Source organism: Agrobacterium sp. ST15.16.024, assembly GCF_027956545.1.
GTDB classification, from domain to species: Bacteria; Pseudomonadota; Alphaproteobacteria; order Rhizobiales; family Rhizobiaceae; genus Agrobacterium; species Agrobacterium cucumeris.
Genome location: NZ_JAQKGO010000005.1, coordinates 14,200 through 38,390 on the forward strand (window position 1 = coordinate 14,200; position 24,191 = coordinate 38,390).

The 24,191-nt window shown below is 57.8% G+C and carries 18 protein-coding genes; 9 read left to right on the top strand and 9 right to left on the bottom strand.

The features are described from left to right. Window positions 1-5 precede the first annotated feature (5 nt). A complete protein-coding gene (locus PL640_RS16535; RefSeq protein WP_271362672.1) occupies window positions 6-1,670 on the top strand; it encodes an HAL/PAL/TAL family ammonia-lyase in 1,665 nt (554 codons plus the stop codon). A gap of 259 nt (window positions 1,671-1,929) precedes the next feature. On the opposite strand, the gene PL640_RS16540 is transcribed toward PL640_RS16535, so the two are convergent. Then, window positions 1,930-2,391: a ribonuclease H family protein gene (locus PL640_RS16540; RefSeq protein WP_271362673.1), complete on the bottom strand. Its 462-nt coding sequence runs from the start codon at window positions 2,389-2,391 to the stop codon at window positions 1,930-1,932. Window positions 2,392-2,588: 197 nt separating this feature from the next. Beyond that, a complete protein-coding gene (locus tag PL640_RS16545; protein ID WP_271362674.1) occupies window positions 2,589-4,082 on the bottom strand; it encodes an MFS transporter in 1,494 nt (497 codons plus the stop codon). Window positions 4,083-4,185: 103 nt separating this feature from the next. Here PL640_RS16545 and PL640_RS16550 point away from each other — a divergent pair, with 103 nt between their 5' ends. From PL640_RS16550 to PL640_RS16560, 3 genes are read left to right on the top strand one after another with little or no spacing between them, the layout of a single operon-like run. Then, window positions 4,186-4,740 (top strand): TetR/AcrR family transcriptional regulator, encoded by a 555-nt coding sequence (locus PL640_RS16550; RefSeq protein ID WP_142842574.1) that lies wholly within the window; start codon window positions 4,186-4,188, stop codon window positions 4,738-4,740. A gap of 44 nt (window positions 4,741-4,784) precedes the next feature. Next, a complete protein-coding gene (locus tag PL640_RS16555) occupies window positions 4,785-5,984 on the top strand; it encodes an efflux RND transporter periplasmic adaptor subunit (protein WP_271362675.1) in 1,200 nt (399 codons plus the stop codon). Between the two features lie 4 nt (window positions 5,985-5,988). Continuing rightward, the gene (locus tag PL640_RS16560) at window positions 5,989-9,144 is read left to right on the top strand and encodes an efflux RND transporter permease subunit (protein WP_271362676.1); all 3,156 of its coding nucleotides are present in this window, start codon (window positions 5,989-5,991) and stop codon (window positions 9,142-9,144) included. Between the two features lie 234 nt (window positions 9,145-9,378). Here PL640_RS16560 and PL640_RS16565 read toward each other — a convergent pair whose 3' ends face one another. The 7 genes from PL640_RS16565 to PL640_RS16595 form a co-directional block, all read right to left on the bottom strand. Further along, complete coding sequence (locus PL640_RS16565) at window positions 9,379-10,989, bottom strand: ABC transporter ATP-binding protein (RefSeq protein WP_271362678.1); 1,611 nt, start codon at window positions 10,987-10,989, stop codon at window positions 9,379-9,381. Window position 10,990: 1 nt separating this feature from the next. Further along, window positions 10,991-12,121 (bottom strand): ABC transporter permease, encoded by a 1,131-nt coding sequence (locus PL640_RS16570; RefSeq protein WP_271362679.1) that lies wholly within the window; start codon window positions 12,119-12,121, stop codon window positions 10,991-10,993. After that, window positions 12,114-13,037 (bottom strand): oligopeptide ABC transporter permease OppB, encoded by a 924-nt coding sequence (gene oppB, locus PL640_RS16575; protein WP_035265000.1) that lies wholly within the window; start codon window positions 13,035-13,037, stop codon window positions 12,114-12,116. The genes PL640_RS16570 and oppB overlap by 8 nt, the downstream gene beginning before the upstream one ends. 54 nt (window positions 13,038-13,091) lie before the next feature. After that, a complete protein-coding gene (locus PL640_RS16580) occupies window positions 13,092-14,687 on the bottom strand; it encodes a peptide ABC transporter substrate-binding protein (RefSeq protein WP_142842569.1) in 1,596 nt (531 codons plus the stop codon). 239 nt (window positions 14,688-14,926) lie between these two features. Next, window positions 14,927-15,808, bottom strand: coding sequence for a carbohydrate ABC transporter permease (locus PL640_RS16585; protein ID WP_271362680.1), 882 nt, complete (start codon window positions 15,806-15,808; stop codon window positions 14,927-14,929). Beyond that, entirely contained in the window at window positions 15,805-16,893 is a 1,089-nt protein-coding gene (locus PL640_RS16590; protein ID WP_271362681.1) for a carbohydrate ABC transporter permease, read from the bottom strand. The genes PL640_RS16585 and PL640_RS16590 overlap by 4 nt, the downstream gene beginning before the upstream one ends. A 12-nt stretch (window positions 16,894-16,905) precedes the next feature. Continuing rightward, the gene (locus tag PL640_RS16595; RefSeq protein WP_271362682.1) at window positions 16,906-18,174 is read right to left on the bottom strand and encodes a sugar ABC transporter substrate-binding protein; all 1,269 of its coding nucleotides are present in this window, start codon (window positions 18,172-18,174) and stop codon (window positions 16,906-16,908) included. 551 nt (window positions 18,175-18,725) lie between these two features. On the opposite strand from PL640_RS16595, the gene PL640_RS16600 reads away from it, so the two are divergent. The 5 genes from PL640_RS16600 (at window position 18,726) to PL640_RS16620 (ending at window position 24,136) form a co-directional block, all read left to right on the top strand. Further along, window positions 18,726-19,442, top strand: coding sequence for a GntR family transcriptional regulator (locus PL640_RS16600; protein WP_046801950.1), 717 nt, complete (start codon window positions 18,726-18,728; stop codon window positions 19,440-19,442). Then, a complete protein-coding gene (locus PL640_RS16605) occupies window positions 19,439-20,353 on the top strand; it encodes a dihydrodipicolinate synthase family protein (RefSeq protein ID WP_271362683.1) in 915 nt (304 codons plus the stop codon). Before PL640_RS16600 ends, PL640_RS16605 begins: the two co-directional genes overlap by 4 nt. Continuing rightward, window positions 20,346-21,863, top strand: a complete 1,518-nt coding sequence (locus tag PL640_RS16610) for an aldehyde dehydrogenase (RefSeq protein ID WP_271362684.1) — start codon at window positions 20,346-20,348, stop codon at window positions 21,861-21,863. The genes PL640_RS16605 and PL640_RS16610 overlap by 8 nt, the downstream gene beginning before the upstream one ends. Beyond that, on the top strand, window positions 21,860-23,206 hold the full coding sequence (locus PL640_RS16615; RefSeq protein WP_271362686.1) for an NAD(P)/FAD-dependent oxidoreductase: 1,347 nt from the start codon (window positions 21,860-21,862) through the stop codon (window positions 23,204-23,206). Before PL640_RS16610 ends, PL640_RS16615 begins: the two co-directional genes overlap by 4 nt. Window positions 23,207-23,284: 78 nt before the next feature. Further along, entirely contained in the window at window positions 23,285-24,136 is an 852-nt protein-coding gene (locus PL640_RS16620) for a glycine betaine ABC transporter substrate-binding protein (protein ID WP_271362687.1), read from the top strand. The last annotated feature ends 55 nt before the right edge of the window (window positions 24,137-24,191 follow it).

The window sequence follows — 24,191 nt, forward strand, 5'->3', positions numbered from 1 at the left end:
ACATCATGTCTGCTCAAACCGGGACTATATCTTGCCTCTCCATTGCCGCAGCTTTGGCGATTGTCGGGCTTACTGCTTCAAATGCGCGGGCGGAACACTGGTCCATCGACGGTCAAAACCTGACCGTGGAACAGGTTGTCGGCCTGGCGCGGGACAATAACGCCAAAATCACTCTCACCGAGAGTGCGGACAAACGGATCGCCGAAGGCTTTGATCTGGTGATGGAGGCTGCCCTGCAAGGCAAGGCGGTCTACGGTCTCACGGTCGGCGTTGGCTGGAACAAGGATCGCCCTGTTTTTGCGATGAAGGACGGCAAGCGCGTTCTGGACGACGATCTACTGAAACTGTCACGCGCTTTCAATTCGACGTCTCTTCGCGCTCATGGCGCAGGCGTGGGTGAACCGATGGCGATCGAAACGGTGAGGGCGGGCATGGCGATCCGTCTAAATCAGATTGCCACCGGTCGAACCGGCGTTCAGAGCGCCGTCGCGGAAATGTACCGACAGTTCCTGGAGCAGGGGATCACCCCGGTGGTTCCTTCGCGTGGTTCTGTTGGAGAGGCGGATATCACCCTTGCCTCCCATATCGGTCTGGCGATGGTCGGTGAGGGTGAGGTCTTCATGAACGGCAACCGCATTCCCGCAGCGCGTGCGCTGACTGACGCTGGCATCACTCCGCTTGAGCCGGTCGGCAAGGATTTTCTTTCGATCCTCAGCACGAATGCACTGACCGCCGGGCAGGCTGCGCTGCTTGCGCGTGATACGGCGGGATATCTCGAAAAAGAAGCTGTCGTCTTCGGTTTGGCACTGGAAGGCTTTAACGGCAATGTCGCCCCTTTCCTCGAAGCGACGAACGATCTGCGCCCCTTCGCTGAAAACACATCCGGGGCACAGATGGTTCGTTCTGCCCTTGGCGGCAGCTATCTCTGGTCACCCTCGAAAGATCGGGCGCTGCAGGACCCTCTGTCTTATCGCACCATGGCCTATGTGCTTGGCGGAGCCGAAATTGCGATGCGGGATCTGACCACGGCGCTGGAAATCCAGATCAATCACAGTGATGATAATCCTGTCGTGGTTGCGGGTGCCTCGGACGACAAGGCTTCCATGCAGGTCTCCCAGTATTTTATCGAAGGAGAGGTATCTGGAGCGATCTATCCGAGTGCAGGTTTTGAGATGCTGCCGGTGGCTTCAAGGGTTGAAGCACTGAACACGGCACTGGTGCGCCTGTCACAAGCCATAACGATGCAGACGATCCGCTTCGAGAACCCGGATTTGACGCATCTTTCGCGGTTCCTCGCTGCTGAAACCAATCAAGGGCACGCGTTTGGCGCAATCCAGAAGCCACTTGTGGCGCTTCTGGTCGAAAATCAGCAGATCGGCGCGCAAGCCCCCGTCGGTTCGATCGCAATGGCAGGAAATATCGAGGATCTGGACAGTCACGCCCCGCTTTCGGTCGCCAATCTCGGCCGGATTCTGGATAACCTTTACTGGATGTCGTCGATCCAGCTGTTACATGCGGCGCAAGCTGTTGATCTGCGCAAGCCCGGGCAATTGGGAGCGGAAACAAAAGCACTGTTTGAAGACTATCGCCGGGATGTGCCCTTTGTGGCGACTGACCGAATATACAGCAATGATTTCAATACGGGTTATCGTTTTCTGAAGGCCCGTTGAGCGGTTGTTGTATTGGCGTTGAACCAGATGAGAGGACCGACGTCTTTGGGCCGTTTCGCAAAGCAAATACGCGACGCGCGGCACGGCTCGAAGACCTCGGCCATTCAGATCCGTGAGGAGCCTTGGATAGGATGGGGCGTCACCATTTTTTAGATCAGCCTGGATGTGGCTTCTGTCACCTGGCGAGCGGCTTTTTCATTTTCCCGTATCGGACAGATCAGGATCGAATGGCTCGACATCCACCACTGGTCGCGCTGGCTTAAGCTATGGGGTTACGCGCCAAAGCGTCCGCGAGATCATTTCCCGCTATACCGGAATGTCCCTTGCACCACTCTATGTCCACGTTCGGATTGCGAAGGAGCAAGCTATCCACACTCCGCCAAAGAGCTTCATCCGGTATCTGTCGTTTCCGAGCTCGCGAATTGGGGTTGATGCGTTTCCAACCGTTGGTCCGCCAGATTTTGCGATGGCGATGGCAACCCTCGACGACATGAGCGGAGTCCGTCCAAAGGACGGTTGTCCGGCCTGGAGCGTGAGCATCCAGCCATAAAAGTGCGTTCATGACTGCCATTATTTCAAACGAATTATTTGTAAGTCCGATTTCCGTCCCACGCGCAGCATGGAGCTGCTGCCCCGTCTCCAGGACGACGAATGCCCAGCTTCCCGTTACTTCAACGGGGTCGTAAGAGCCGTCCGTGTAGATTGTGAGTGGCGCAGTCATCGAACTCGTTTTCCCGTGTCAAAACCGCCTGAAAAAATGACACTGCCTTTGAGTCACTTCTCCAGATGGCGTTTACCATGTCCTCTTCGAATCAGAACCTGCTGTTCTTTGTATCGGGGCAGAAAACGTCTCGCTTTCGCAGAGTAGATTGCACCAGATAGAGAGGTCTCCAGCGCGGTAACCTTCACTCCACAGCTTCAATGAGAGACATAGCCTCCGCGCTTCACGTCGCGAAGCGCGACGAATACGGCCGCTGCCAGCACGGCAATCATCGTGCCCGTAATAATCAGAACCGATCCATGCGCCTGAGTGAAGGCGCTGCGCGCCGCTGTCCGTATTGCCTCAGCTTCATCTCCACCCAACCGCGCCGCCGCCGTCATCGCTTCACCGATGGATCCGCCTGCGTCGGCTGCTGGGGAAAACGAGCGTGAAACTGCGGAGAAATAGATTGAGTTCACAAGTACTCCGAAGAAGGTGATCCCGATGCCGCCGCCGAGTTCGTAGCCAGTACCTTCCAATGCACCTGCAGCACCTGCCTTATCGGCTGGCGCGCTTCCCATGATGGCGATGGACGATGCCAAAAGACCGATGCCGAGGCAAAGGCCAAGCATCGCCAGAAGCGCTGCGGTTATCGGCGGCGAAGCGATCAGATCGATGGATGCAAGACCGAACAGCGCTGCGGCGGCTCCCGTCATCGACAAGGTTGCGATCGGCCGAAGGCCGAAGCGGTTCGCCAGATTGCCACCGAGTGGGCCACCCACGGCCGCCGCGATGACGAGTGGCAGCATGAACAGGCCGGCATCAAGCGGGGACATGCCGAGCACGTACTGGAGTTCCTGCGCAAGCACCAGCTCAAATCCTGCCAATGCGCCGGAGGCGACGAACGCCATCAGCATGCCGGCCGCAATCGCTGGTTTGAGGAAGAGCGACAGGTCGAGCATCGGATTGCGCGACGAGACCTGCAGCCTGCCGAACCAGCCGAGCAGAATTATACCCGAAGACAGTGATGCCGCGACCGTACCGTTGATGCCGCCTTTCATCCCGGTCTTGATGCCGTAAACGGTCAGAACCAGACCCGCGACCAGCAATGCCGCCTGCCCGATGTTCCAGGCCCCCAGACCGGTACCAACCTTCTTCGGAACAAGGAACCAGACAAGGGCGATGACGACAGCCAACACCGGAAGATTGACGAGGAAGACCGATCCCCACCAGAAGTGCTCGAGCAGGATGCCCCCGACAAGCGGACCGATGGCGGCGCCCGCCATGCCGACCACACTCCACAAACCGAGTGCCCGTGCCCGCTCGCCATCATCCTCGAATGTCGTGCGAATGATGGCAAGGACACAGGGCATGATCATTGAAGCGCCAACGCCAAGGATGGCACGGGAACCGATCAGCATCGCGGGCGAGGTCGAGAAGGCGGCTGCGGCCGATGCTATGCCGAACACGATAAGCCCGGTCAGAAGCATCCGCCGGTAGCCCATGCGGTCTGCAAGCGTTCCCATCGGTACCAGCAGGCCGGCCATGACAAGCGCATAGATATCGATGATCCAGAGCACCTCGGTACCGGAAGCACCAAGTGCGATTGTCAGTGAAGGCACCGCAATATGGAGAATGGTGAGGTCGAGCACGACGGGCAGAAAGGCCATCATGACGGCAGAGAGAATAAGCCAACGATTGGCGGAGGACATGCGAGACACCTGCAATGCGAATTTTTTATCAGAACGATCGTTTCACTATTGCATTAATACACGATCGTTCGTAAAGCAATCAAGTGACAAATTGGAGAATGATGTGGGTCGTATTCGCAGGATTCAGAAAGATGACATCTTGGATGCCGCCGAGCGCGTGGTATTGAAGCTCGGCGCCGCCGGGCTTTCAATCGATGCCGTCGCCCAGGAGGCGGGTGTCAGCAAGTCCACAGTCGTTTACGATCACAAGTCGAAGAGCGCATTGCTTGAGGCTCTGATCGACCGCCGTATATCGCAGGAACTGGAGCGGCAGGCAAAATCGGTCGAAGATGCTGCCGATACCCCTCATCCCGAGCTTTTCGGGCGGATCAAGCTCGCCGAACGTGTCGTGGATGATACCGAACGCGCGGTTGCCATGGCGATCAGCGCCTCCCTTTCGTCCGAGGAGAAGCTCCAGCAGCAGATGCGTGACTGGACGTTGGCAGACCTCAAGGCCATGGGCGAGGGTGCCCGTCCCGAAGCGGCGCTGATGGCTTATCTTACCCTCTCGGGCTTCTATTTTACCGAACTTTTCGGCTTCCACCAGTGGAGCCAGGATGATCAAGCCAGAATTCTCGAAGGTGTACGAACGATCTACACATCCTATCCCGAGAAGTAATCATCGCCCGTAGGGGCCAATAACAGCCGATTCAAGGAAGAAACATGTACCGCTGCAGCCAACTGCCGCGCCTAAGGGCGTGCCTTATTGCAACCTCTATTCTCGCTCTGACGGCGACGACTGCCCTTGCGCAGGAGGGCGGGGAGATGCCGCCCGCCGCCGTCGGTGTCATCGATCTCAAGGGCCATGCGATCCCGGTTATCAGTGAGCTTCCGGGCCGCGTGGCCGCCACTCGGGTCTCCGAAGTGCGCGCCCGCGTTTCCGGTATCTTGCAGGAGCGCGTTTTCGAACAGGGCGCGCTCGTGAAGGAAGGTGACGTCCTTTATCGGATCGATCCCCGTCTCTTCAAAGTCCGGGTTGCCAGCGCACAGGCAACCCTTCGCCGGGCAGAAGCCACGCGCGACAATGCCAAGGTTCAGCTGGAACGGCAGAGGATGCTGCGTGAACGCAACGTTGCCAGCGGCATCGACTATGACACCGCGGCCGTTAATCTTGCTCAGGCAGAGGCCGATGTAGCGCTCCAGCAGGCTTCTCTCGAGGAAGCAAAGATCAATCTCGAATATACCGAGGTTCGTGCTCCGATCACCGGCATCATCGGCGGCGCGCTCGTCACCGAAGGCGCGCTTGTTACCGCGGATGGTACATCGAGCCTTGCGCTCATTCAGCAGATCAACCCTGTCTATGCCGACTTCACCCAGTCCGCGCAGGATCTTCTGGCGCTACGCCGCGCCGTTACCGACGGCAAGCTGGCAAGCCCCGCTCCCGGGCAGGCAAGTGTAGAGCTGGTTTTTGATGGCGGTGATGTCTACGGCGGGAAAGGCAAGCTGCTGTTTTCCAGCGCCAACGTGGATTCAACGACCGGTCAGGTGACATTGCGTGCCGAGTTTCCCAACCCGAATGGCGATCTCTTGCCCGGCATGTATGTGCGCGTGCGCATCGAGCAGGCCGTCCGTCAGGACGCAATCACCATTCCTCAGCGTTCCGTGCTGAGAACCCAGGACGGCAAGGCACAGGTCTACGTTGTCGAGGCTGACGACATTGCAAAGCTGCGGGATGTCCAGCTTGGCCAGGCGCTTGGCCAGGAATGGGTGGTCGAGAGCGGCCTGAAGGAGGGCGAGAAAGTCGTGGCCGACGGTGTGCAGAAGGTTCAGCCGGACACCAGGGTCGCCGCCGAATCCTGGTCGGCGGAAGAACACAAGCAATCTGGCGGCGTAATTCCCGCCAACTCGGGAAATTCAAGGTAATATAATGGCACAGTTCTTTATCAGCAGGCCGATCCTTGCCTGGGTCTTCGCCCTGTTCATTTCCATAGCGGGCATCATCGCCTTGCCCTTTCTGCCGATTGCGCAATACCCCAAGGTTGCGCCGCCGCAGCTCACCATTTCCACCTCCTATCCCGGCGCTTCCCCGCAGGAAATCTATCAGGGTGTGACGCGCCTGATCGAGGAGGAGCTGAACGGCGTCGCCAACATGATGTATTTCGAATCGACGTCGGACACATCAGGCGCCGTCAGCATCAACGCCACCTTCGAGGCTGGCACCAACATCGATCAGGCATCGGTCAACGTACAGAACGCTATCCGGCGCGTGGAGTCCCGTCTTCCGTCTGCGGTCACTTCGCAGGGTGTCAACGTCGAAGAAGCCGCATCGGGCTTCCTGATGATGATCACGCTGACCTCCACCGATGGTCGCATGGACGAAGTCGCACTTGGCGATTATCTAAACCGAAACGTTCTTGGTGAAATTCGCCGTATTGACGGCGTCGGTCGCGCCCAGATGTTCGCGGCCCAGCGCGCCATGCGCGTCTGGATCGACCCGGACAAGATGGTCGGCCTGAACCTGACGGCGGCAGACATCAATGCCGCCATCACCGCCCAGAACGCCCAGGTGGCCGCCGGCCAGATCGGCGCTGCCCCAAACCCTGTCTCGCAGGATCTGACTGCCACGGTTCTTGTACAGGGCCAGTTGTCTGATCCCAGAGCGTTCGGCGAGATCATTCTCCGCGCAAACCCCGATGGTAGCGCGGTCCTTCTGAAGGATGTCGCGAGGATCGAACTTGGCGCGGAGAACTACAACTTTACCAGCCGCCTGAACGGGCAACCGAGTGCTGCGGTCGGTATTCAGCTTTCCTCGACGGGCAACGCGGTGGCGACTTCGAACGCGGTCAAGGCGAAGATGGACGAGCTGTCGCAGTTCTTCCCCAAAGGGGTTGAATACGCCACGCCATACGACACCAGCCCATTCGTGTCGGCCTCCATCGAGAAGGTGCTGAGCACGCTGATCGAAGCTGTCGTGCTCGTCTTCGTCGTGATGTTAGTTTTCCTGCAGAATTTCCGTTACACCGTCATCCCGACCCTGGTCGTGCCCGTTGCGCTGTTGGGCACATGCGCCATCATGTTCGCGACCGGCTTCTCCATCAATGTGCTGACAATGTTCGCGATGGTTCTCGCCATCGGCATTCTCGTCGACGACGCCATCGTCGTGGTTGAAAATGTTGAACGTATCATGGCTGAGGAAGGCCTCTCACCCAAGGCCGCAACCCGCAAGGCGATGGGGCAGATTACCGGCGCGATCCTCGGGATCACCCTTGTACTCGCATGTGTATTCATCCCGATGGCTTTCTTCCCAGGTTCGACCGGCATCATCTATCGCCAGTTTTCGCTGACGATGGTCGTGTCGATCGGCTTCTCCGCTTTCCTGGCGCTGTCGCTTACCCCGGCGCTCTGCGCCACTTTCCTGAAGCCGATTGCCAAGGGGCATCACGAAAAAAAGGGGTTGGCTGGCTGGTTCAACCGCAATTTCGATGGCCTGACAAACCGCTACGTCAAGGTGACCAACGGCATGGCAAAGCGCGCCGGCCGGATGATGGTGATCTACCTCGCCCTCGTCGTTGGTCTTGGCTACCTGTTCATCAATCTCCCCTCGGCATTCGTGCCTGCGGAAGACCAGGGAACATTGCTGGTCGACATTCAGGGACCGCCGGAAGCCAGCGCCAATCGCACGCAGGCGTCGGTCAGGCAGATCGAAGAAATCCTGAAAGCAGAGTCCGGCGTCAAGGATGTCATTGCGATCCAGGGCTTCAGCTTTTCCGGTAGCGGCGCCAACGCCGCGCTGATGTTCGTCACTCTCAAGGACTGGAGTGAACGCGATGCGGACAACTCGGCGCAAGCCATTGCAGACCGCGTAAACATGTCGCTGTTCGGCCTTAAGGATGCGACCAGCTTTGCGCTTTCCCCTCCGGCTATCGAAGGTTTCGGTGCCACGGGCGGTTTCGCATTCCGCCTTCAGGACCGCAATGGTGTTGGCCAGGCCGCCCTGTCTGCTGCGGGAGCCGAATTGATGCAGAAGGCCGGGCAAAGTCCGGTGCTGACCGGCATGCGTGTGGAAGGTCTTCCGGATGCGGCGCAGGTTCTGCTGGTGATCGACCGCGAAAAGGCGAACACATTTGGTGTGACCTTCTCCGACATCAACAACACGATCACCGCCAACCTCGGATCGTCCTATATCAACGACTTTCCGAATGCCGGCCGCATGCAGCGTGTCATCGTGCAGGCCAAGGACCAGAGCCGTCTTCAGGTCGAGGATTTGCTCAAGCTGAACGTCCGCAATGCCAGCGGCGGCATGGTTCCGCTGTCGTCCTTTGCAATTGCACAGTGGCAGAAAGGTTCACCGCAGATCGTTGGTTACAATGGCTATCCGACGATACGCATCTCGGGTGAACCTGCTCCCGGCAACTCATCCGGCGCGGCCATCGCCGAGATGGAACGTCTGGCGGGCGAAATGCCTGAAGGCATCGGTTTTGAGTGGACAGGTCAGTCGTTGGAAGAAATCAAGTCCGGTTCGCAGGCGCCCTTCCTGTTCGGCATCAGCCTTCTCTTCGTCTTCCTGCTTCTCGCAGGTCTTTACGAAAGCTGGTCGATCCCGTTCTCGGTCATGCTCGTGGTGCCGCTCGGTGTCATCGGTTGTGTACTTGCGGTCATGCTCGCCGGAATGCCGAATGACATCTATTTCAAGGTGGGCCTGATCGCGATCATCGGCCTGTCGGCAAAGAACGCGATCCTGATCATCGAATTTGCCAAGGATAATTACGCTGAGGGCAAGCCGTTGCTGGAATCAGCGATCGAGGCCGCAAAACTTCGCTTCCGCCCGATCATCATGACCTCGCTTGCATTCACGCTCGGCGTCGTACCATTGGCAATCGCCTCCGGTGCCAGTGCCGCCAGCCAGAACGCCATCGGCACCGCCGTTCTTGGCGGCATGATTTCGGCGACAATCCTTGGTGTGTTCTTCGTCCCGGCGTTCTTCGTCTTCGTGCTGAAACTGTTCAGAACGAAGCGGCCGGAGGCGGACGATGCAGCCGCGAGTTCCGAGATTATGCCAGTCACGCATGGTTCGCGCACATAACCTCAATCTCAGTTCGGGATGTATCCTCCTTTGCACTGCAAGGCTCCACCCCTTCCCCAAGGGGGGAGCCACCGTTCCAACCCAGTCCCAGGTGATCGGATGCGCATCCGGCACAAAATAGCAGGCACGCTTTTCCAGTGAACCAATCACCAAGCGTGTTGATGAGCGGTCACACATACGGCAGGCAGCTTTTCCTGAAAGAGCCAAAGACCGCCCGGCCGGCCGGGCGATAATCTAGGGTGCCAGTTCCGCCGAAAACGCCGATTTGATGAGTGTTTCGGTATATTCAGCGGCTGGCCTGTTGAATATGTCGTCGGTTTCTCCCTCTTCCACGATCGTCCCGTTTTTCATGACGATGACGTAGTCCGAAATGGCCTTGATGACAGAGAGATCGTGGCTGATGAAGATGTAGGAAAGGCTGTGTGTCTTCTGCAAATCACGTAGCAGGTCGATAACCTGTCCTTGAACGGACCGGTCCAGCGCAGAGGTAGGTTCATCGAGAATGACGACATCCGGCTTGAGGATGATCGCACGGGCAATTGCGATACGCTGGCGTTGCCCGCCTGAAAACTCATGCGGATAGCGGTTGCGGGTGGCTGGATCGAGACCGACTTCTTTCAGTGCTTCGATAGCCCTTTTGTCCCGCTCCGCACGACTCAAGCGTTGCTCATGCACGAACAGACCTTCAGTGATTATCTCTCCGACCGTCTGTCTTGGCGAAAGCGAACCATAGGGATCCTGAAACACAAGCTGCAAATGCCGCCGCAATGGCCGCATGGCCTTTCGGTCAAGGTCACTGATTTCCGTCTCGCCAAAGAAAATTCGGCCCTTGGAATGGGCAAGGCGCAGAAGCGCGCGACCGAGGGTGGACTTGCCTGATCCGGACTCACCGACGATGCCGATGGTTTGTCCCTGGCGAAGGCTGAGATTGACGTCGTCGACAGCCCGAAACTTGCTCGACTTCGACAGGAAGCCACCCGGAATTTTATAATCGACCGTCACGTTCCGCCCGGAGAGAACGACAGGCGCTTCTTTGCCGACTGGCGACTTGTGCCCGCTGGGTTCTGCATCGAGAAGCATCCTGGTGTAGTCAGCCTGCGGGCGATCGAAGATATCTTCCGTCGTGCCGGATTCGACGATTTCCCCGCGGCGCATAACCGCGACGCGATCGGCAAAATGGCGGACAACGCCGAGATCATGCGTGATCAGGACGACGGCCATGCCGAAGCGTTTCTGCAATGACTTCAGAAGGTCGAGGATCTGTGCCTGGATCGTCACGTCGAGCGCCGTGGTCGGTTCATCCGCAATCAAGATGTCCGGCTCGTTTGCGAGAGCCATGGCAATCATGGCGCGCTGGCGCTGACCGCCGGAAAGTTCATGCGGGTAGCTGTCTATGCGCCGCTCCGGCTCAGGAATTCCCACGAGCTTCAGGAGTTCGAGAACGCGGGCACGCGCCTCCTTTTTGCTGCCACCCCTGTGGTGAACGATCGGTTCGGCGATTTGCGCGCCGATCCTGTAGAGAGGATCGAGCGAGGTCATCGGCTCCTGGAAAATCATGGTGATTTTCGCACCCCGGATATTGTTGAGCTCGTTGACCGGCAGGCCTATCAGCTCGCGTCCACGATATTTTGCCGAACCCTCGATAATGCCGTTGGATGCAAGCAGTCCCATGATGCCCATCATGGTCTGGCTTTTGCCGGAACCGGATTCTCCGACGACGGCAAGCGTTTCCCCCTGTTTAACGTCGAGATTGATGCCCTTGACGGCACTCACCGTGCCGTCAGGCGTCGTGAAGTCAACTTTGAGATTGCGGACGGTGAGGATGGTTTCAGATGTCGTATTCATGTCAACGATCCTTGGGATCGAGTGCATCACGCAACCCGTCACCCACGAAATTCAGCGAAAACAGGGTCAGCACGAAGAAGATCGCCGGGAATATCAGGAGCCACGGGGCTGACTGGATATTGTTGGCGCCTTCGGAAATCAGCGCGCCCCAGCTCGTAAGAGGCGCCTGCACGCCAAGGCCGAGGAAAGAGAGGAAGCTTTCCAGAAGAATAACCTTGGGTACGACCACCGTTACGAACACGACGACGGGCCCGATCGTATTGGGAATGATATGGCGGCGGATAATCTGCCAGTCGCTCAAACCCAAGGCCTGTGCGGCGCCCACAAATTCCCGCCGCTTCAGGGCAAGCGTCTGGCCACGAACGATACGCGCCATATCCAGCCATTCCACGGCGCCGATGACCAGGAAGATCAGGATGAAGCTGCGGCCGAAAAACACCACCAGGACGACCACCAGAAAGACGAAGGGCAGCGAATAGAGGATTTCGACGAAACGCATCATCACATTGTCGACACGCCCACCGATATACCCCGCGGTTGCGCCGTAAAGCACGCCGATCCCGAGTGAAACGAGGCTGGCCAGAACGCCGACGGCGATCGAGATTTGCCCACCCAGCATCACGCGCGCCAGCATGTCGCGACCGTTGGAATCGGTGCCGAAGAAGAAGTACTCGCGGTTGACGTCGCCTTCCAGCTTCAGCGTTCGGCCCTCATCTTCGGTGGCGACGACCTTTGTGTTTTCGAATTCGTTGGCGCGGTCGAAATAGCGTGTCGTGCGCGGGTCAATCGGGCTGCTGGAGGTGACTGTTGCCGTGAAGGTCTGCCCTTCGACTGAAAATTCCTTCAGCTCGACGCGCGCCCGGTTGGCAACGCCCTCCATCACGTCTTGCAGGTTGTTCACATCCGGGCGTGGCTCAAGGCTCGGCGGGACGGAGACATAGGACGAAAACACCTGATCATAGGTGTGCGTGAGGAAATGCGGACCGATGAACGAGAAAAGCGTGATCAGCAGCAGCATGATGGAGCCTGCCATGGCGGCCTTGTTTCGTTTGAAACGCAGGGCTGCCAGCTGGAACAGGCTTCGGCTTTTTACCAATGGTTGAGGGGCAATATTGCCGGGGATATCAGTCATGTCTGACCCTCGGATCGAGCAGGCCGTAGAGAATATCGACCACGAGATTGAACAGGATGACAAAAATGGCGACGAGAACGACGGTTCCCATCACCAAGGTATAGTCACGATTGATCGCGCCGAGAACGAAGTAGCGGCCGACACCCGGAATGGTGAAGATCGTCTCGATGACCGCCGAACCCGTCAACAGCGCCGCGGCGCAGGGAGCCAGATAGGAAACGACCGGAAGCATCGCCGCGCGCATGGCGTGGAAGACCACCACGTTGCGCGCCGGAAGGCCATAAGCCTTGGCTGTACGAATGTGGTCCATCCGCAAAGCCTCGATCATTGCGCCGCGTGTCAGGCGCGCGATGACCGCGAGCTGCGGCAAAGCGAGCGCGATCATCGGAAGGATGAGATATCGCAGCGATCCGTCGCCCCAGCTGCCGGCGGGCAGAAGCCCGAGTATGACGGCAAAGACAAGCGTGAGAACGGGTGCCACGACGAAGTTCGGCACGGTAACGCCAACCGTCGAAATCGACATGATCGAAAAATCGAAGGCACTATTCTGTCTGAGTGCGGCCAGAGTGCCGGCAAGAACGCCGCCCACCAGCGCCAGCAGAAGAGCATAGCTGCCGAGTTCCAGCGAATAAGGCAGACCCTTGCCGATCAACTGCGCGACGGTATTGTCCTTGTAGACGTAGCTCGGACCAAAATCGCCGGTGACGGCATTGCCGAGATAGATGAGATACTGGCGCCACAATGGTTCATCCAGATGATAGGTTCTCATCAGGTTTTCCATCGTCTGCGGCGGCAGGGGACGTTCAAGATTGAACGGACCACCCGGTGCGAAACGCATCAGGAAAAACGAAATCGTGACGACGATAAACAACGTCGGCACCGCACTCGCCAAACGGCGCAGGATAAACGAGATCATGCTTTTTCGGGCTCCGGCATGGCACGGTGGTGTGAGCCACCGTGCCGATGCTGCTTATTCGGAAACGCTCAGGAAGCGGCTGAGGTGTTCGTTGGCAGCGTTGTCGGCCCAACCCTTGACACGGTTGGAAACCAGCCAGAGATCGGCCTGTGTCAGCAGCGGAGCGACCGGCTGCTCCTTCATGAGGATGGTTTCTGCCTCATGCAGCAGCTTGGAACGGGCAGCAGGATCCTTCTCGTCGTAGGACTTCTGCATCAGCGCGTCATATTCGGCGTTGTTGAACTTGGAATAGTTGAAGGTCTTGTTGGAAGATACCGAAAGCGCCAGGAAGTTTTCGGCATCGGCATAGTCGGCAACCCAACCGGCGCGCGCCACGTTGAATTTGCCGCCTTCCTGAAGGTAGCCATAGTGCGAGGCGACGTCGAGGTTCACCAGCGACACCTTCGCGCCGAAGGTGTTCTTCCACATATCAGCGATAGCCGTCGCGACGCGTTCATGGTTCGGGTTGGTGTTGTAACGGATTTCGATGGAAAGCGGCTTGCCGCCCTCACCGTAACCAGCCTCCTTCATGAGCTTGAGGGCTTCGTCTTCCCGGTCGAGCTGCGACAGCGTGGCAAAATCGGCCTTTGCCGGCTCGCCGTAGGAATCCATGCCCGGCGGAACCATGGAGTAGGCCGGAACCTGAGAGCCGCTATAGATCTCCTTGGCGAGGAAATCGCGGTCCACTGCCATGGAAAGCGCCTGGCGGACACGCACGTCATTATACGGCGCTTCGCGGGTATCGAAGGTATAATAATAGGTCGCAAGCGTCGGCGAAACGTGAACCTGTTCGCCATAGGCCTTGCGCAGACGGTCGATCTGATCCGCGGAAAAGTTGTATGCGAGGTCCATTTCCTTTGCTTCGAAACGACGAACGGATGCGGCCTGGTCATCGATCGGGTAGAAGATGACCTTGTCGATCTTGGTGTTGGATGCATCCCAGAAACTGGTATTCTTGACGACCGTCAAGCTGTCATTGGGAACATGCGCTTCGAGCTTGTAAGCACCGTTCGAAACCATGACGCCCGGCTTTACGAAGTTCGTGCCGTTCTTTTCGTAGCTCGCCTTGGAAATCGGCAGCGCCGTCTGGTGAGCAAGAAGCTCAAGGAAGAAAGGTGTTGAGCGCTCGAGTGTGATCTCAAGGGTCTTGTCGTCCACCGCCTTGACGCCAAGCTGGTCAACCGGAACATCGCCCTTGTTGATCTTTTCGGCGTTCTTGATCGGGTAAAGAATATTTGCATATTTTGCGGCGGTCTTCGGATCTTCGACGCGCTGGTAGGAGAAAACAAAATCTCCGGCCGTTACCGGCGTGCCATCCGACCATTTTGCATCCGCACGCAGTTTGAACGTGTAGACGGTGCCATCCTCAGACAGTGTCCAGCTTTCCGCCGTACCGGGAATGATCTTGCCGGCGGCATCGTAAATGGTGAGACCTTCATAAAGGTCTTTCAGAATAAAGGCTTCGATGTTGATGGAGGTCTGTGCCTGATCGAGCGTCTGCGGTTCGCCGGAGTTGCCGCGATGCAGAACTGTTTCCGCAAGCGCAGAACTGGCGCCAATCAGAAGCGATCCTACCAGCAGAGTGGTGAGAGCTGTTGTTTTTATCGACATTGTTTTCTTTCCCCGTGAGTATTTTGAGTGCACAAACAAGGCCAAATTTCTCCGAAGTGCAACCACAATAAATTGTGAGTTGATGCGAAAGCCACAAGTTTCACTTAACTTGACATGTTCGCGGTAGACCCAGCGGTTTCTGATAGAACACTTTGGCTGAAGTCATCCTGCGCCAGGTTGTCCCATAGGGAACTGCCCTCCGACGACCGAGCGGTTCATGCCGAAGTCTCGTCGACGCACTATCCCTTTATCCCGCTCGCCGCGATACTGGAGATGAACAGTCTCTGCAGGCAGAGATAAAAGATCAGCACTGGCAGGGTGATGATGGTGAGATAGGCCATGACTTCACCCCAGGGCGTGTTGAGCTGGAAGAAATATTGCAGCCCCACCATTACGGGTCTGTATGTCTCGGATTGGGTAACGAGAAGCGGCCATAGGTATTGCTGGCTGTACATGACGAGAAACTTCAGGATCGCCGCCGTTGCGATGACCGGGCCGCTGAGCGGCATCACCACCTGCGCATAAATCCGCAGCCAGCTGGCGCCATCGATGCGCGCCGCCTCCAGCAATTCCTTCGGCAGATCCTTGAAATATTGCACGAAGAGGAAAATCGTCAGCCCGTCTGCGATCCACGGAATGATCTGCACATGCCAGGAGTTGAGCCACCCCCAGGTAAATCCACCGCTGCCTATCCATGGCAGATTGTTGACTTCCAGCAGGAGTGGCACGGCAATTGTTTCAAAGGGAATGATGAGCGTGGCGAGGATGATCGAGAATAAAACATCCTTTCCGCGCCAGTTCAAAAAGGTGAAGGCGAAGGCGGCAAGCGAGCCAAAAAGCAGGGCGAGAAACACGGTAACGACCGTGACCAGAACCGAATTGAATATGAAGGTCGCAATCGGCGCCCGGGCGAAAGCTGCCGTGTAGTTTTCAAGCGAGAGAGGTCCCACCGGCAGGAAGGCTCGTATCGACGTCGCGTCACTCAGCAACTGGTCATTTGGTTTCAGTGACGAGAACCCCATGAACAACAGCGGCAAAATGAAGATCGCCGCGAAGGCGAGCATGAGCACATAGTTGCCGATGAGAAAAGCGAGGCTTTTACGTTGTCCGGCCTGCATCATTGCTTCTCCCTTGTCAGGTATCGCTGGGTCAAGGAAATGCACAGAACGAGCAGGAACAGGACGACCGAGATTGCGGAGCCTGCTGCGATGTCCTGCTGTCGATATCCTCGCTCAACGGCCTGGTAGACGATGCTCTGCGTGGAATCGCGCGGTCCGCCCTTGGTCATCACATCGATCTGCGCAAAAAGCGCAAAAGCCTGCATGGTGATGACGATGACAATCAGCACGGCTGTGTTGCGCAGCAGCGGCCACGTTATCATGCTGAACCTCTGCCAGCGGTTCGCGCCTTCAATGTCGGCGGCCTCATAAAGATCCGGAGAGATGGTTTGCAGGCCGGAGAGCCATATGACCATGTGGAACCCAACGCCCTGCCAGACCGACATCACGAGAATGGCCCATAAGGCGGTATCAGTTCTGCCCAGCCAGTCGATGGGCTGGAAGAGCCCGAAGCTCATGTAACTCAGGAGGCTGTTCAGGAGCCCGTTATCGGCTGCATAGATAAACCGCCAGAGCAGCGCCACCACCACCACCGACAGCACGACAGGCATGAAGTAAATCGCCCGGAAAATCGTGACACCGGGGATCTTCTGGTTCACCAACAGGGCAAGAAACAGCGCCAGTGCTGCCTGAACCGGCGCGACGACGACCACGAAGGAAAGCGTGTTGACAAGGGCTGTCAGGAATACGACGTCGCTGGCCAGAATGACGATCTTGTCCTCGCCCCAGCTGAAACTCTTATATTCCCGCATCCCTTCCAGATGGGGATAGTCGGGATTGTTGCGGGTGAAACTGCGAATTCTCGGATAGGAGACGGAACCATCCGCATCCCGGCTTATGCTGCCGTCCGCCTCTTTTTCCGGTTCGAGCGTTAGCACGCCGATACCCAGCAGCCGGGTGTAATTTTCAAGGCCGACAAACTCGGTCGGATTGGGAGACGTCAGCCGCTGGTTGGTGAAGGAAAAACCGAGCCCCAGCAGAAACGGCGTGATCAGGAACAACCCGATCAGCACCATCGCCGGTGCAGCCATGAGCCAGCCCGTGACGCCGTCCCGGGTGAGTTTTCCCTTTGAAGAAAAGAACGCCATCGATCACGACCCCTATTTGGGTTGGTAACCGGAATTGCGCTCAATGTTGTTGTTTATCTCATCCGTTGCATTGTCCAGCGTATCGGCAACATCCGCACCGTTGGCAATATCGGAAAGAGCCTTGGAAAAGACCGGCGAGATGAAGGCGTAAGCCGGCGTGACCGGACGCAACGTTCCCTGGCGCTTGGACAGTTCGAAGAAAACTTCGAGCGGGCCGCCCTGCTTGTAATTCTTCGTCATCTGGGCAGCCGAGGAGGTGGCCGGGATGAGGCCGACCGCATCGGAAAACTGCGCGAGATATTTGTCCTGGATGGCGAATTCGATGAAGGCCGACGCGCCTTGCGGATGCTTGCTTGTGGCCGACACACCAAACTGCCAGGATCCGGCACCGATCTTCGGTCCCTGCCCGAAATCAGGCGCTGGCAGGAACAGCAGGTCGTCGCCATATTTCTCCAGCGCCTTCACCGCAACCCAGTTGCCCATCCATTGCAAGGCGTGGCGACCTTCCAGAAAACCGGTTTCATGATCGGCAGGCGATTGTGACGTTCCGGGTGCCAGCTTCTTCTCAAACAGAGACTGCCACCATTCTCCGAACTTGACGGCACTGTCGCCGTTGAGGAAGTTCTCGGCGGTTTGATAATCTTTCTTGTCAATCAGGCTGCCGCCGAAGCTCTCCAGAAACGGGCTGAAGGCATAGCTGTACCATTCGGTTTTGTCGGCCATGCCAAGGTCGATCGCATATTCGAACTTGCCGCCGGCCGCGATTTTCTCGAGCGCCGCATTGAACTCCTCGCCGGTCCACGGCTGTTCCAGTGTGGGAATGCGAATGCCGTTTTCATCGAGAACCGATTTGCGGGCGAAGACCGCAACGGCCGCATCCCACAGGCCGACGGAATAGAGCTTGTCTCCCCACTTGCCCACGGCGCCGGGCAGGAAATTTTCAAGCTTTGCTTCATCGATCTGCAGTGGCTGCAAATAACCCGACCACGCCCAGTTCGGCATGTTCGGCCCATCGACATCCAGAATATCGGGCAGCTTGTTGGAAAGTGCTGCGGCGGTGACGGATTCGTTATAGGCACTCTGCGGAAACTCCTGAAGCGAGACCCGCCAGTCTGACTGGGATGAATTGAAGTCCTCGATGATGCCGGCCAAAATCTTGCGTTCTTCAACATTGCCCGCGCCGTGATACCACATCGTCAGGTCGGTCTGCGCCAGTGCCGCAGTGGAAAAAAACATCGACAGGGCGGTGAATGCGCCCGCAAAAATGGCTTTGGTGCTCATGGATGGTCCTCCTCCTGAAGAAAGGTAACTTCACCATCCAGAGATTGTTCCGAAGAAAATCAGCTGCAAAGTCTAGCCGACGAGTTGGATGATCGGGAAACAGGTTTGTGAGCACCGCCGTGAAATTTCCGAGGCGAAGGCCCACCGTCCCGATTCGCGCGCTCGCACCGCTTAACTGGATCGTCGACGGCCTCGAGCAAATAATTGACAGAAACTGGCAAGGCGCTCAGTCCAAAGCAGGCAATGCTGTCAGGATGTGCAGTTGCGCTTTCTTGGATCGACAAAGCATCTGAGGCGCGGCGATTCCTCGCCAGCCTGCTCATCCGGCCAGTCTCTTACATGTTCGTTTTCGTTTTTACGATTTTGGCACGCGATATCGTTGCCCGTTGGAAATCGTCGTACGGGAGCTCACACGTTACGAGAGCCCAGAATTTACAGAATTGTATTTTTTCATTGCACCTAATGTGTACTTTAAGTACACAATCGCTTGACGCCATGCCTTGCCCGTGTAATCTTCCAGTTATCAACATCAGGAAGCTCGGAGTTACGCGATGGCGAAGACCGTTAAGAGCAGTCTCTATGAGGATCTGAAGCGGCAGATTCTGACGATGGAGCTCGATCCGGACGCGGATCTCGATGAAGTGTCCCTGAGCGAACATTACGGCCTGTCCCGGACGCCCGTGCGTGACATTTTTCGTCGGCTGGCAGGCGAGGGATATATCGATATTCGTGAGAACCGGGGTGCGCGTGTCATCCCGATGAACCACACGACGCTTCGCAACTTCTTCCAGGTCGCGCCGATGATTTATGCCGCGATCGGGCGGTTGGCGGTGCAGAATTTCAAGCCGGCACAACTCCTCGATCTGAAGGAGACGCAGGAGCGGTTCCGTAAGGCCAGCGGCGATGAAGACGCGTTGAGCATGGTTTTGCAGAACAATCGTTTCCACGAGATTTTCGGCGAAATGTCGGCCAATGCCTATCTGCAGCCGAGCCTCGGTCGCCTTCTCATCGATCACGCGCGCATCGGCCACACATTCTTTCGGCCGCGCAGCGCCGACATGAAACGGCGCCTGCAATTGGCCGTCGAACACCATGACAGTTTCATCGAGGCGCTGGGCGCCCATGATGAGGACGCCGTTGTCGATCTCGTCTTCGAACATTGGGAGCTGTCGCGCGAGAACATGGAGATGTTCATCGCCCCGCAGGGCATCAAGGCGGATGCGATGCTCGGCGCTCCGGCCACGCAATCACTGGAGAAGTCATCGTGAAATTTGAGGGGATCTACACCCCGGCGATAACGCCGCTCGACGAGCGCGGCCAGATCGACCGGAAGGCGTTCGCCGCAGTGCTGGAATCGCTGATCGAGGCGGGTGTTCACGGCATCATCGTCGGCGGTTCGACCGGTGAATACTACGCCCAGACCAGCCAGGAGCGGTTTGATCTTGGAGCTTATGCCAAGGAGGTCATCGGCACCCGGCTGCCGCTGATCATCGGAACCGGTGCGACCCGCACCGAGGATTCGATCGAATACGCGAAGGCCGCCAGGGAGATCGGCGCAAACGCAATCCTGGTTTCGACACCGCCCTATGCGCTGCCGACCGAGCGGGAGAATGCGGTCCACGCGCTTGCCGTCGACCGCGCGGCCAATATGCCGATCATGCTTTACAATTATCCGGCACGCATGGGTGTGATGATGGGTGAGGAATATTTCTCGCGCGTCGGCAAATCGAAGAATGTCGTCGCCATCAAGGAAAGTTCCGGCGAAATGGCGAACCTTCATCTGCTCGCCCGCAAGTTTCCGCATATCGCCCTGTCCTGCGGCTGGGACGATCAGGCGCTGGAATTCTTCGCATGGGGCGCCAGAAGCTGGGTCTGTGCCGGCTCGAATTTCCTGCCGAAAGAACACGTCGCGCTCTATGAAGCCTGCGTCATCGAAAAGAATTTCGACAAGGGGCGCGCGATCATGACCGCAATGCTGCCGCTTATGGATTTCCTCGAATGTGGCAAATTCGTTCAGTCGATCAAGCATGGATGCGAGATCATCGGGCTGACGGCCGGCCCGGTCCGCGCACCGCTGCGGCCGATGAATTCCGAAGAAAAGAGAACACTTGAGACCGTTGTCGCCACCTTGAAGCGGACGGTCGGCCAGATCACGTCGGGAGCCAATCGTCATGCATGAACCGTTGACCGCCGCCGAATACAAGGCGATTGCCGCCGATCTCCAGTTTCCGACGGGCGCTTTTATCGATGGCGCATTCCGTCCGGCCAGTTCCGGCAAGACATTCAAGACCAAGAACCCGGCAAACGGCGAAACGCTTGCAAAGATTGCCGCATGCGACAGCACGGATGTCGATCTCGCGGTTCACAAGGCTCGCGATGCATTCGATGACGGTCGCTGGCGTCTGCAACATCCGGGTGAGCGCAAGACCGTGCTCCTCAAGCTCGCAAAGCTTATCGAAGAGAACCGCCACGAGCTGGCGGTCATGGAAAGCCTCGATAGCGGCAAGCCGGTGCGCGAGTGCCAGACGGTTGATATTCCCGACACCATTCATACGTTGCGCTGGCACGCCGAACTGATCGACAAGCTCTACGACAACACCGCCCCTGTCGGCTCCAATGCGCTGACCATGATCCTGCGCGAGCCGATCGGCGTTGTTGGATGTGTATTGCCATGGAACTTCCCGCTGCTCATGCTGGCCTGGAAGATCGGCCCGGCGCTTGCCGCCGGTTGTTCCGTCGTCGTCAAGCCGGCGGAAGACACGACACTCACCACGCTTCGGGTTGCGGAACTCGCGCATGAGGCCGGAATTCCTGCCGGTGTTTTCAATGTCGTCACCGGCAGCGGCAAGGATGTGGGCGAACCACTCGGCCTGCATATGGATGTCGACATGGTCGCTTTCACGGGTTCGACACCGACCGGCCGCCGCTTTCTGCGTTATGCCGCCGATTCCAACCTCAAGAAGGTCGTGCTGGAATGCGGAGGCAAGAACCCGGCAGTCGTTCTCGATGATGCCGAGGACCTTGATCTGGTTGCCGAACAGGTCGTCAACGGCGCCTTCTGGAACATGGGCGAAAATTGCTCGGCCACCTCGCGCCTGATCGTCCATTCGAAGGTCAAGGACGAGCTTCTGAACAGGATCGGCGCTTATCTGCGGGAGTGGAAAACAGGCGACCCGCTTGATCCGGAAAACCGCATCGGCGCGCTGGTCAACAAGGCGCATTTCGACAAGGTGACCTCGTTCCTTGAGGACGCCAGGGCGGAGAAACTTTCGGTCGTCCATGGCGGCGACACACAGAATGGCGCCTTTGTGGAGCCGACCGTTGTTGATGGCGTTACGCCGAAAAGCCGGCTGTTCCAGGAGGAAATCTTCGGGCCGATCCTGTCTGTAACGACGTTCAACACGCTGGCCGAGGCTGTCGCGCTCGCCAATGACACCAATTACGGACTGACGGCCTCGGTCTATACCGGCAGCCTGCGACACGCCATCAGGCTGTCGCGTGAAATCCGTGCCGGCGTCGTCACCGTCAACTGCTTCGGCGAGGGTGACGCCAGCACGCCCTTTGGTGGCTACAAGGAATCCGGTTTCGGTGGTCGCGACAAGTCTGTCTTCGCCCATGACAATTATTGCGAGCTGAAAACGATCTGGATCGATGTTTCCGAGCGCTCCGTGGACGAGACGGTCAGATGACAACGGGAACCGTGAGACGTCTTCCAGTCGAAAACGGCGTCTCCGGTTGGGAGGCGATCAGCCAGCGCCCTTTCCTGCTTAAAAAGCTTGAAAGCGCCGTATCGGCCGATTGGCTGGTGATCGGCGCGGGTTTTGCCGGCCTTTCGGCGGCCCGGCGTCTGCAGGCTCTCCGCCCTGGCGAAAAAATCGTGCTGGTGGATGCGGGTGAAATCGGCAAGGGCACGTCAGGCCGCAATTCCGGTTTCATGATCGATGTTCCGCATAATCTTTCCGCAAGCGAATATTCCAGCGGCGGAGCCGAAGCGACGCGGGTGGAGATGGCGCAGAACCGCTTTGCCATCGCTTTCGCGAAAGACGCGGCGCAGGACTATGGAATGTCGCGCGAGACCTTCGACCCGGCGGGCAAGACCAATGCGGCGGCCACCGGACGTGGCATGAAGCTGAACGAGAATTTTGGCCAGTCGCTGAAGGCGGCCGGTGAGAAGCACCTGTTTCTCGACGCACAGGAAATGCGGGAACTTACTGGATCAAGCTATTATCTCGGTGGGCTTTATACGCCCGGAACAGTGCTGATCCAGCCCGCCGATTATGTGCGCCAGTTCGCCGCCGGCCTTGCGGACAAGATCGAGATTTTCGAACGCTCGCCGGTCACATCGCTCACACGGAAGGATGGACGTTGGACTGCTTCGTCTCCTGCCGGATCGGTCAGTGCCACAAAGGTTATTCTCGGCGTTAACGGACATATCGACGATTTCGGCCATTTCGGCGGCCGGCTGATGCATATCTTCGCCTATGCCTCGATGACGGCCGGCTTCCCGGCTGGTGCGTCCGGCTCTTCGGTTTCCGGCAGGGATCGCTGGGCGCTGCTTCCCGCAGACGCGATGGGAGCGACCATCCGCAAGATTACCACCAATAGCGTTTCGCGGATCGTCATCCGCACCAAGTACACCTACGAGACGAAGGTTGCCGTTGGCGAGCACCGGATGGCCAGGATGAAAGAGGAGCATCGCCGTTCGCTCGATGCCCGTTTCCCGGAACTGGCGCAGATCGGTTTCGAGCATAGCTGGGCCGGGCGTCTCTGCCTCAGCCGCAACCATGCGCCCGCCTTCGGCGAGGTGGAGGAGGGGCTGTTTTCCGCCTGCTGCGAGAACGGTCTTGGAACGGTAAAAAGCACTCTGGCCGGCATCATGGCCGCCGATCTTGCGACCGGGACGACATCCCCGGAACTCAGCCGATACATGGATCACCCGCAGCCTTCGCGAATACCGCCCGAGCCGTTTGCATGGCTGGGCATCAATGGCGTGATCCGATTGCAGGAATTGCGTGCAGGCCGCGAGGGGTGAATCTTCGCCGCGCAATAAGAGGCACGCGCCGGGCGCGGCTTCAATAAAGATGGGAACAAGAAACCAGGAGTAAGAGCGATGAAGACGATGTGGAAGGCGCTTTGCGCCGCCGCCATGATTGGAATGAGCATGCTTCCCGCCCGTGCGGAAGAGAAGACCATCAACATGGGCACGTTGTCCTGGGAGGATCTGACACCTATTACCGGTATCACCAAAAAGGTCCTTGAAGATTCCGGTTATACCGTCAAGGTCACCGAATTCTCCGAATGGGGCATCGCTTACGCCGCTCTCGCAAAGGGCGACATTCAGGTTCTGGCCTCGCAGACCGACTATGTAGCGCAGGATTACTGGAACAAGAACAAAAACCGCCTCGAGAAGATCTCGCCGGTTTCGCACGGCCTTTATCAGGGCATAGCGGTCCCGAAATACGTGCCGATCGACAGCCTCGAACAGCTCAATGAGAACAGCGACAAGTTCAGCGGCAAGATCATCGGTATCGAGCCGGGCTCCGGCCTGATGAAAGACGCGTCGAACGCCGTCAAGGATTACGGCATCAAGCTGCAATTGGTGGAAGGTAGCACCGCGGCCATGACGGCGGCCCTGAAGTCGGCCTATGACCGCAAGGAATGGATCGCGGTGACGATCTGGGAACCGTCATGGATGGTCCAGAAATATGAAGTGAAATATCTCAAGGATCCGAAGGGCGTCTTCCCGCCGCCACAGGGTTATTACTGGATCGGCCAGAAGGGTTTCTCCGCCGACAATCCGCATGCCCGCGAAGTCATGGCCAGCGTCTACGTGCCGATCGCCGATATCACCGCGATCAATGGTGCGGTCAAGGACGGCAAGACCATGGACCAGGCCGTGCAGGACTGGATCGGCGCCCATGCCGACCTGATCAAGCGTTGGGAAAATATCAAGAAGAACTGATCGCGCAATGGCCGCCCGGCACCGGTCGGGCGGCGTTTGTCAAAGCAACCAGAGA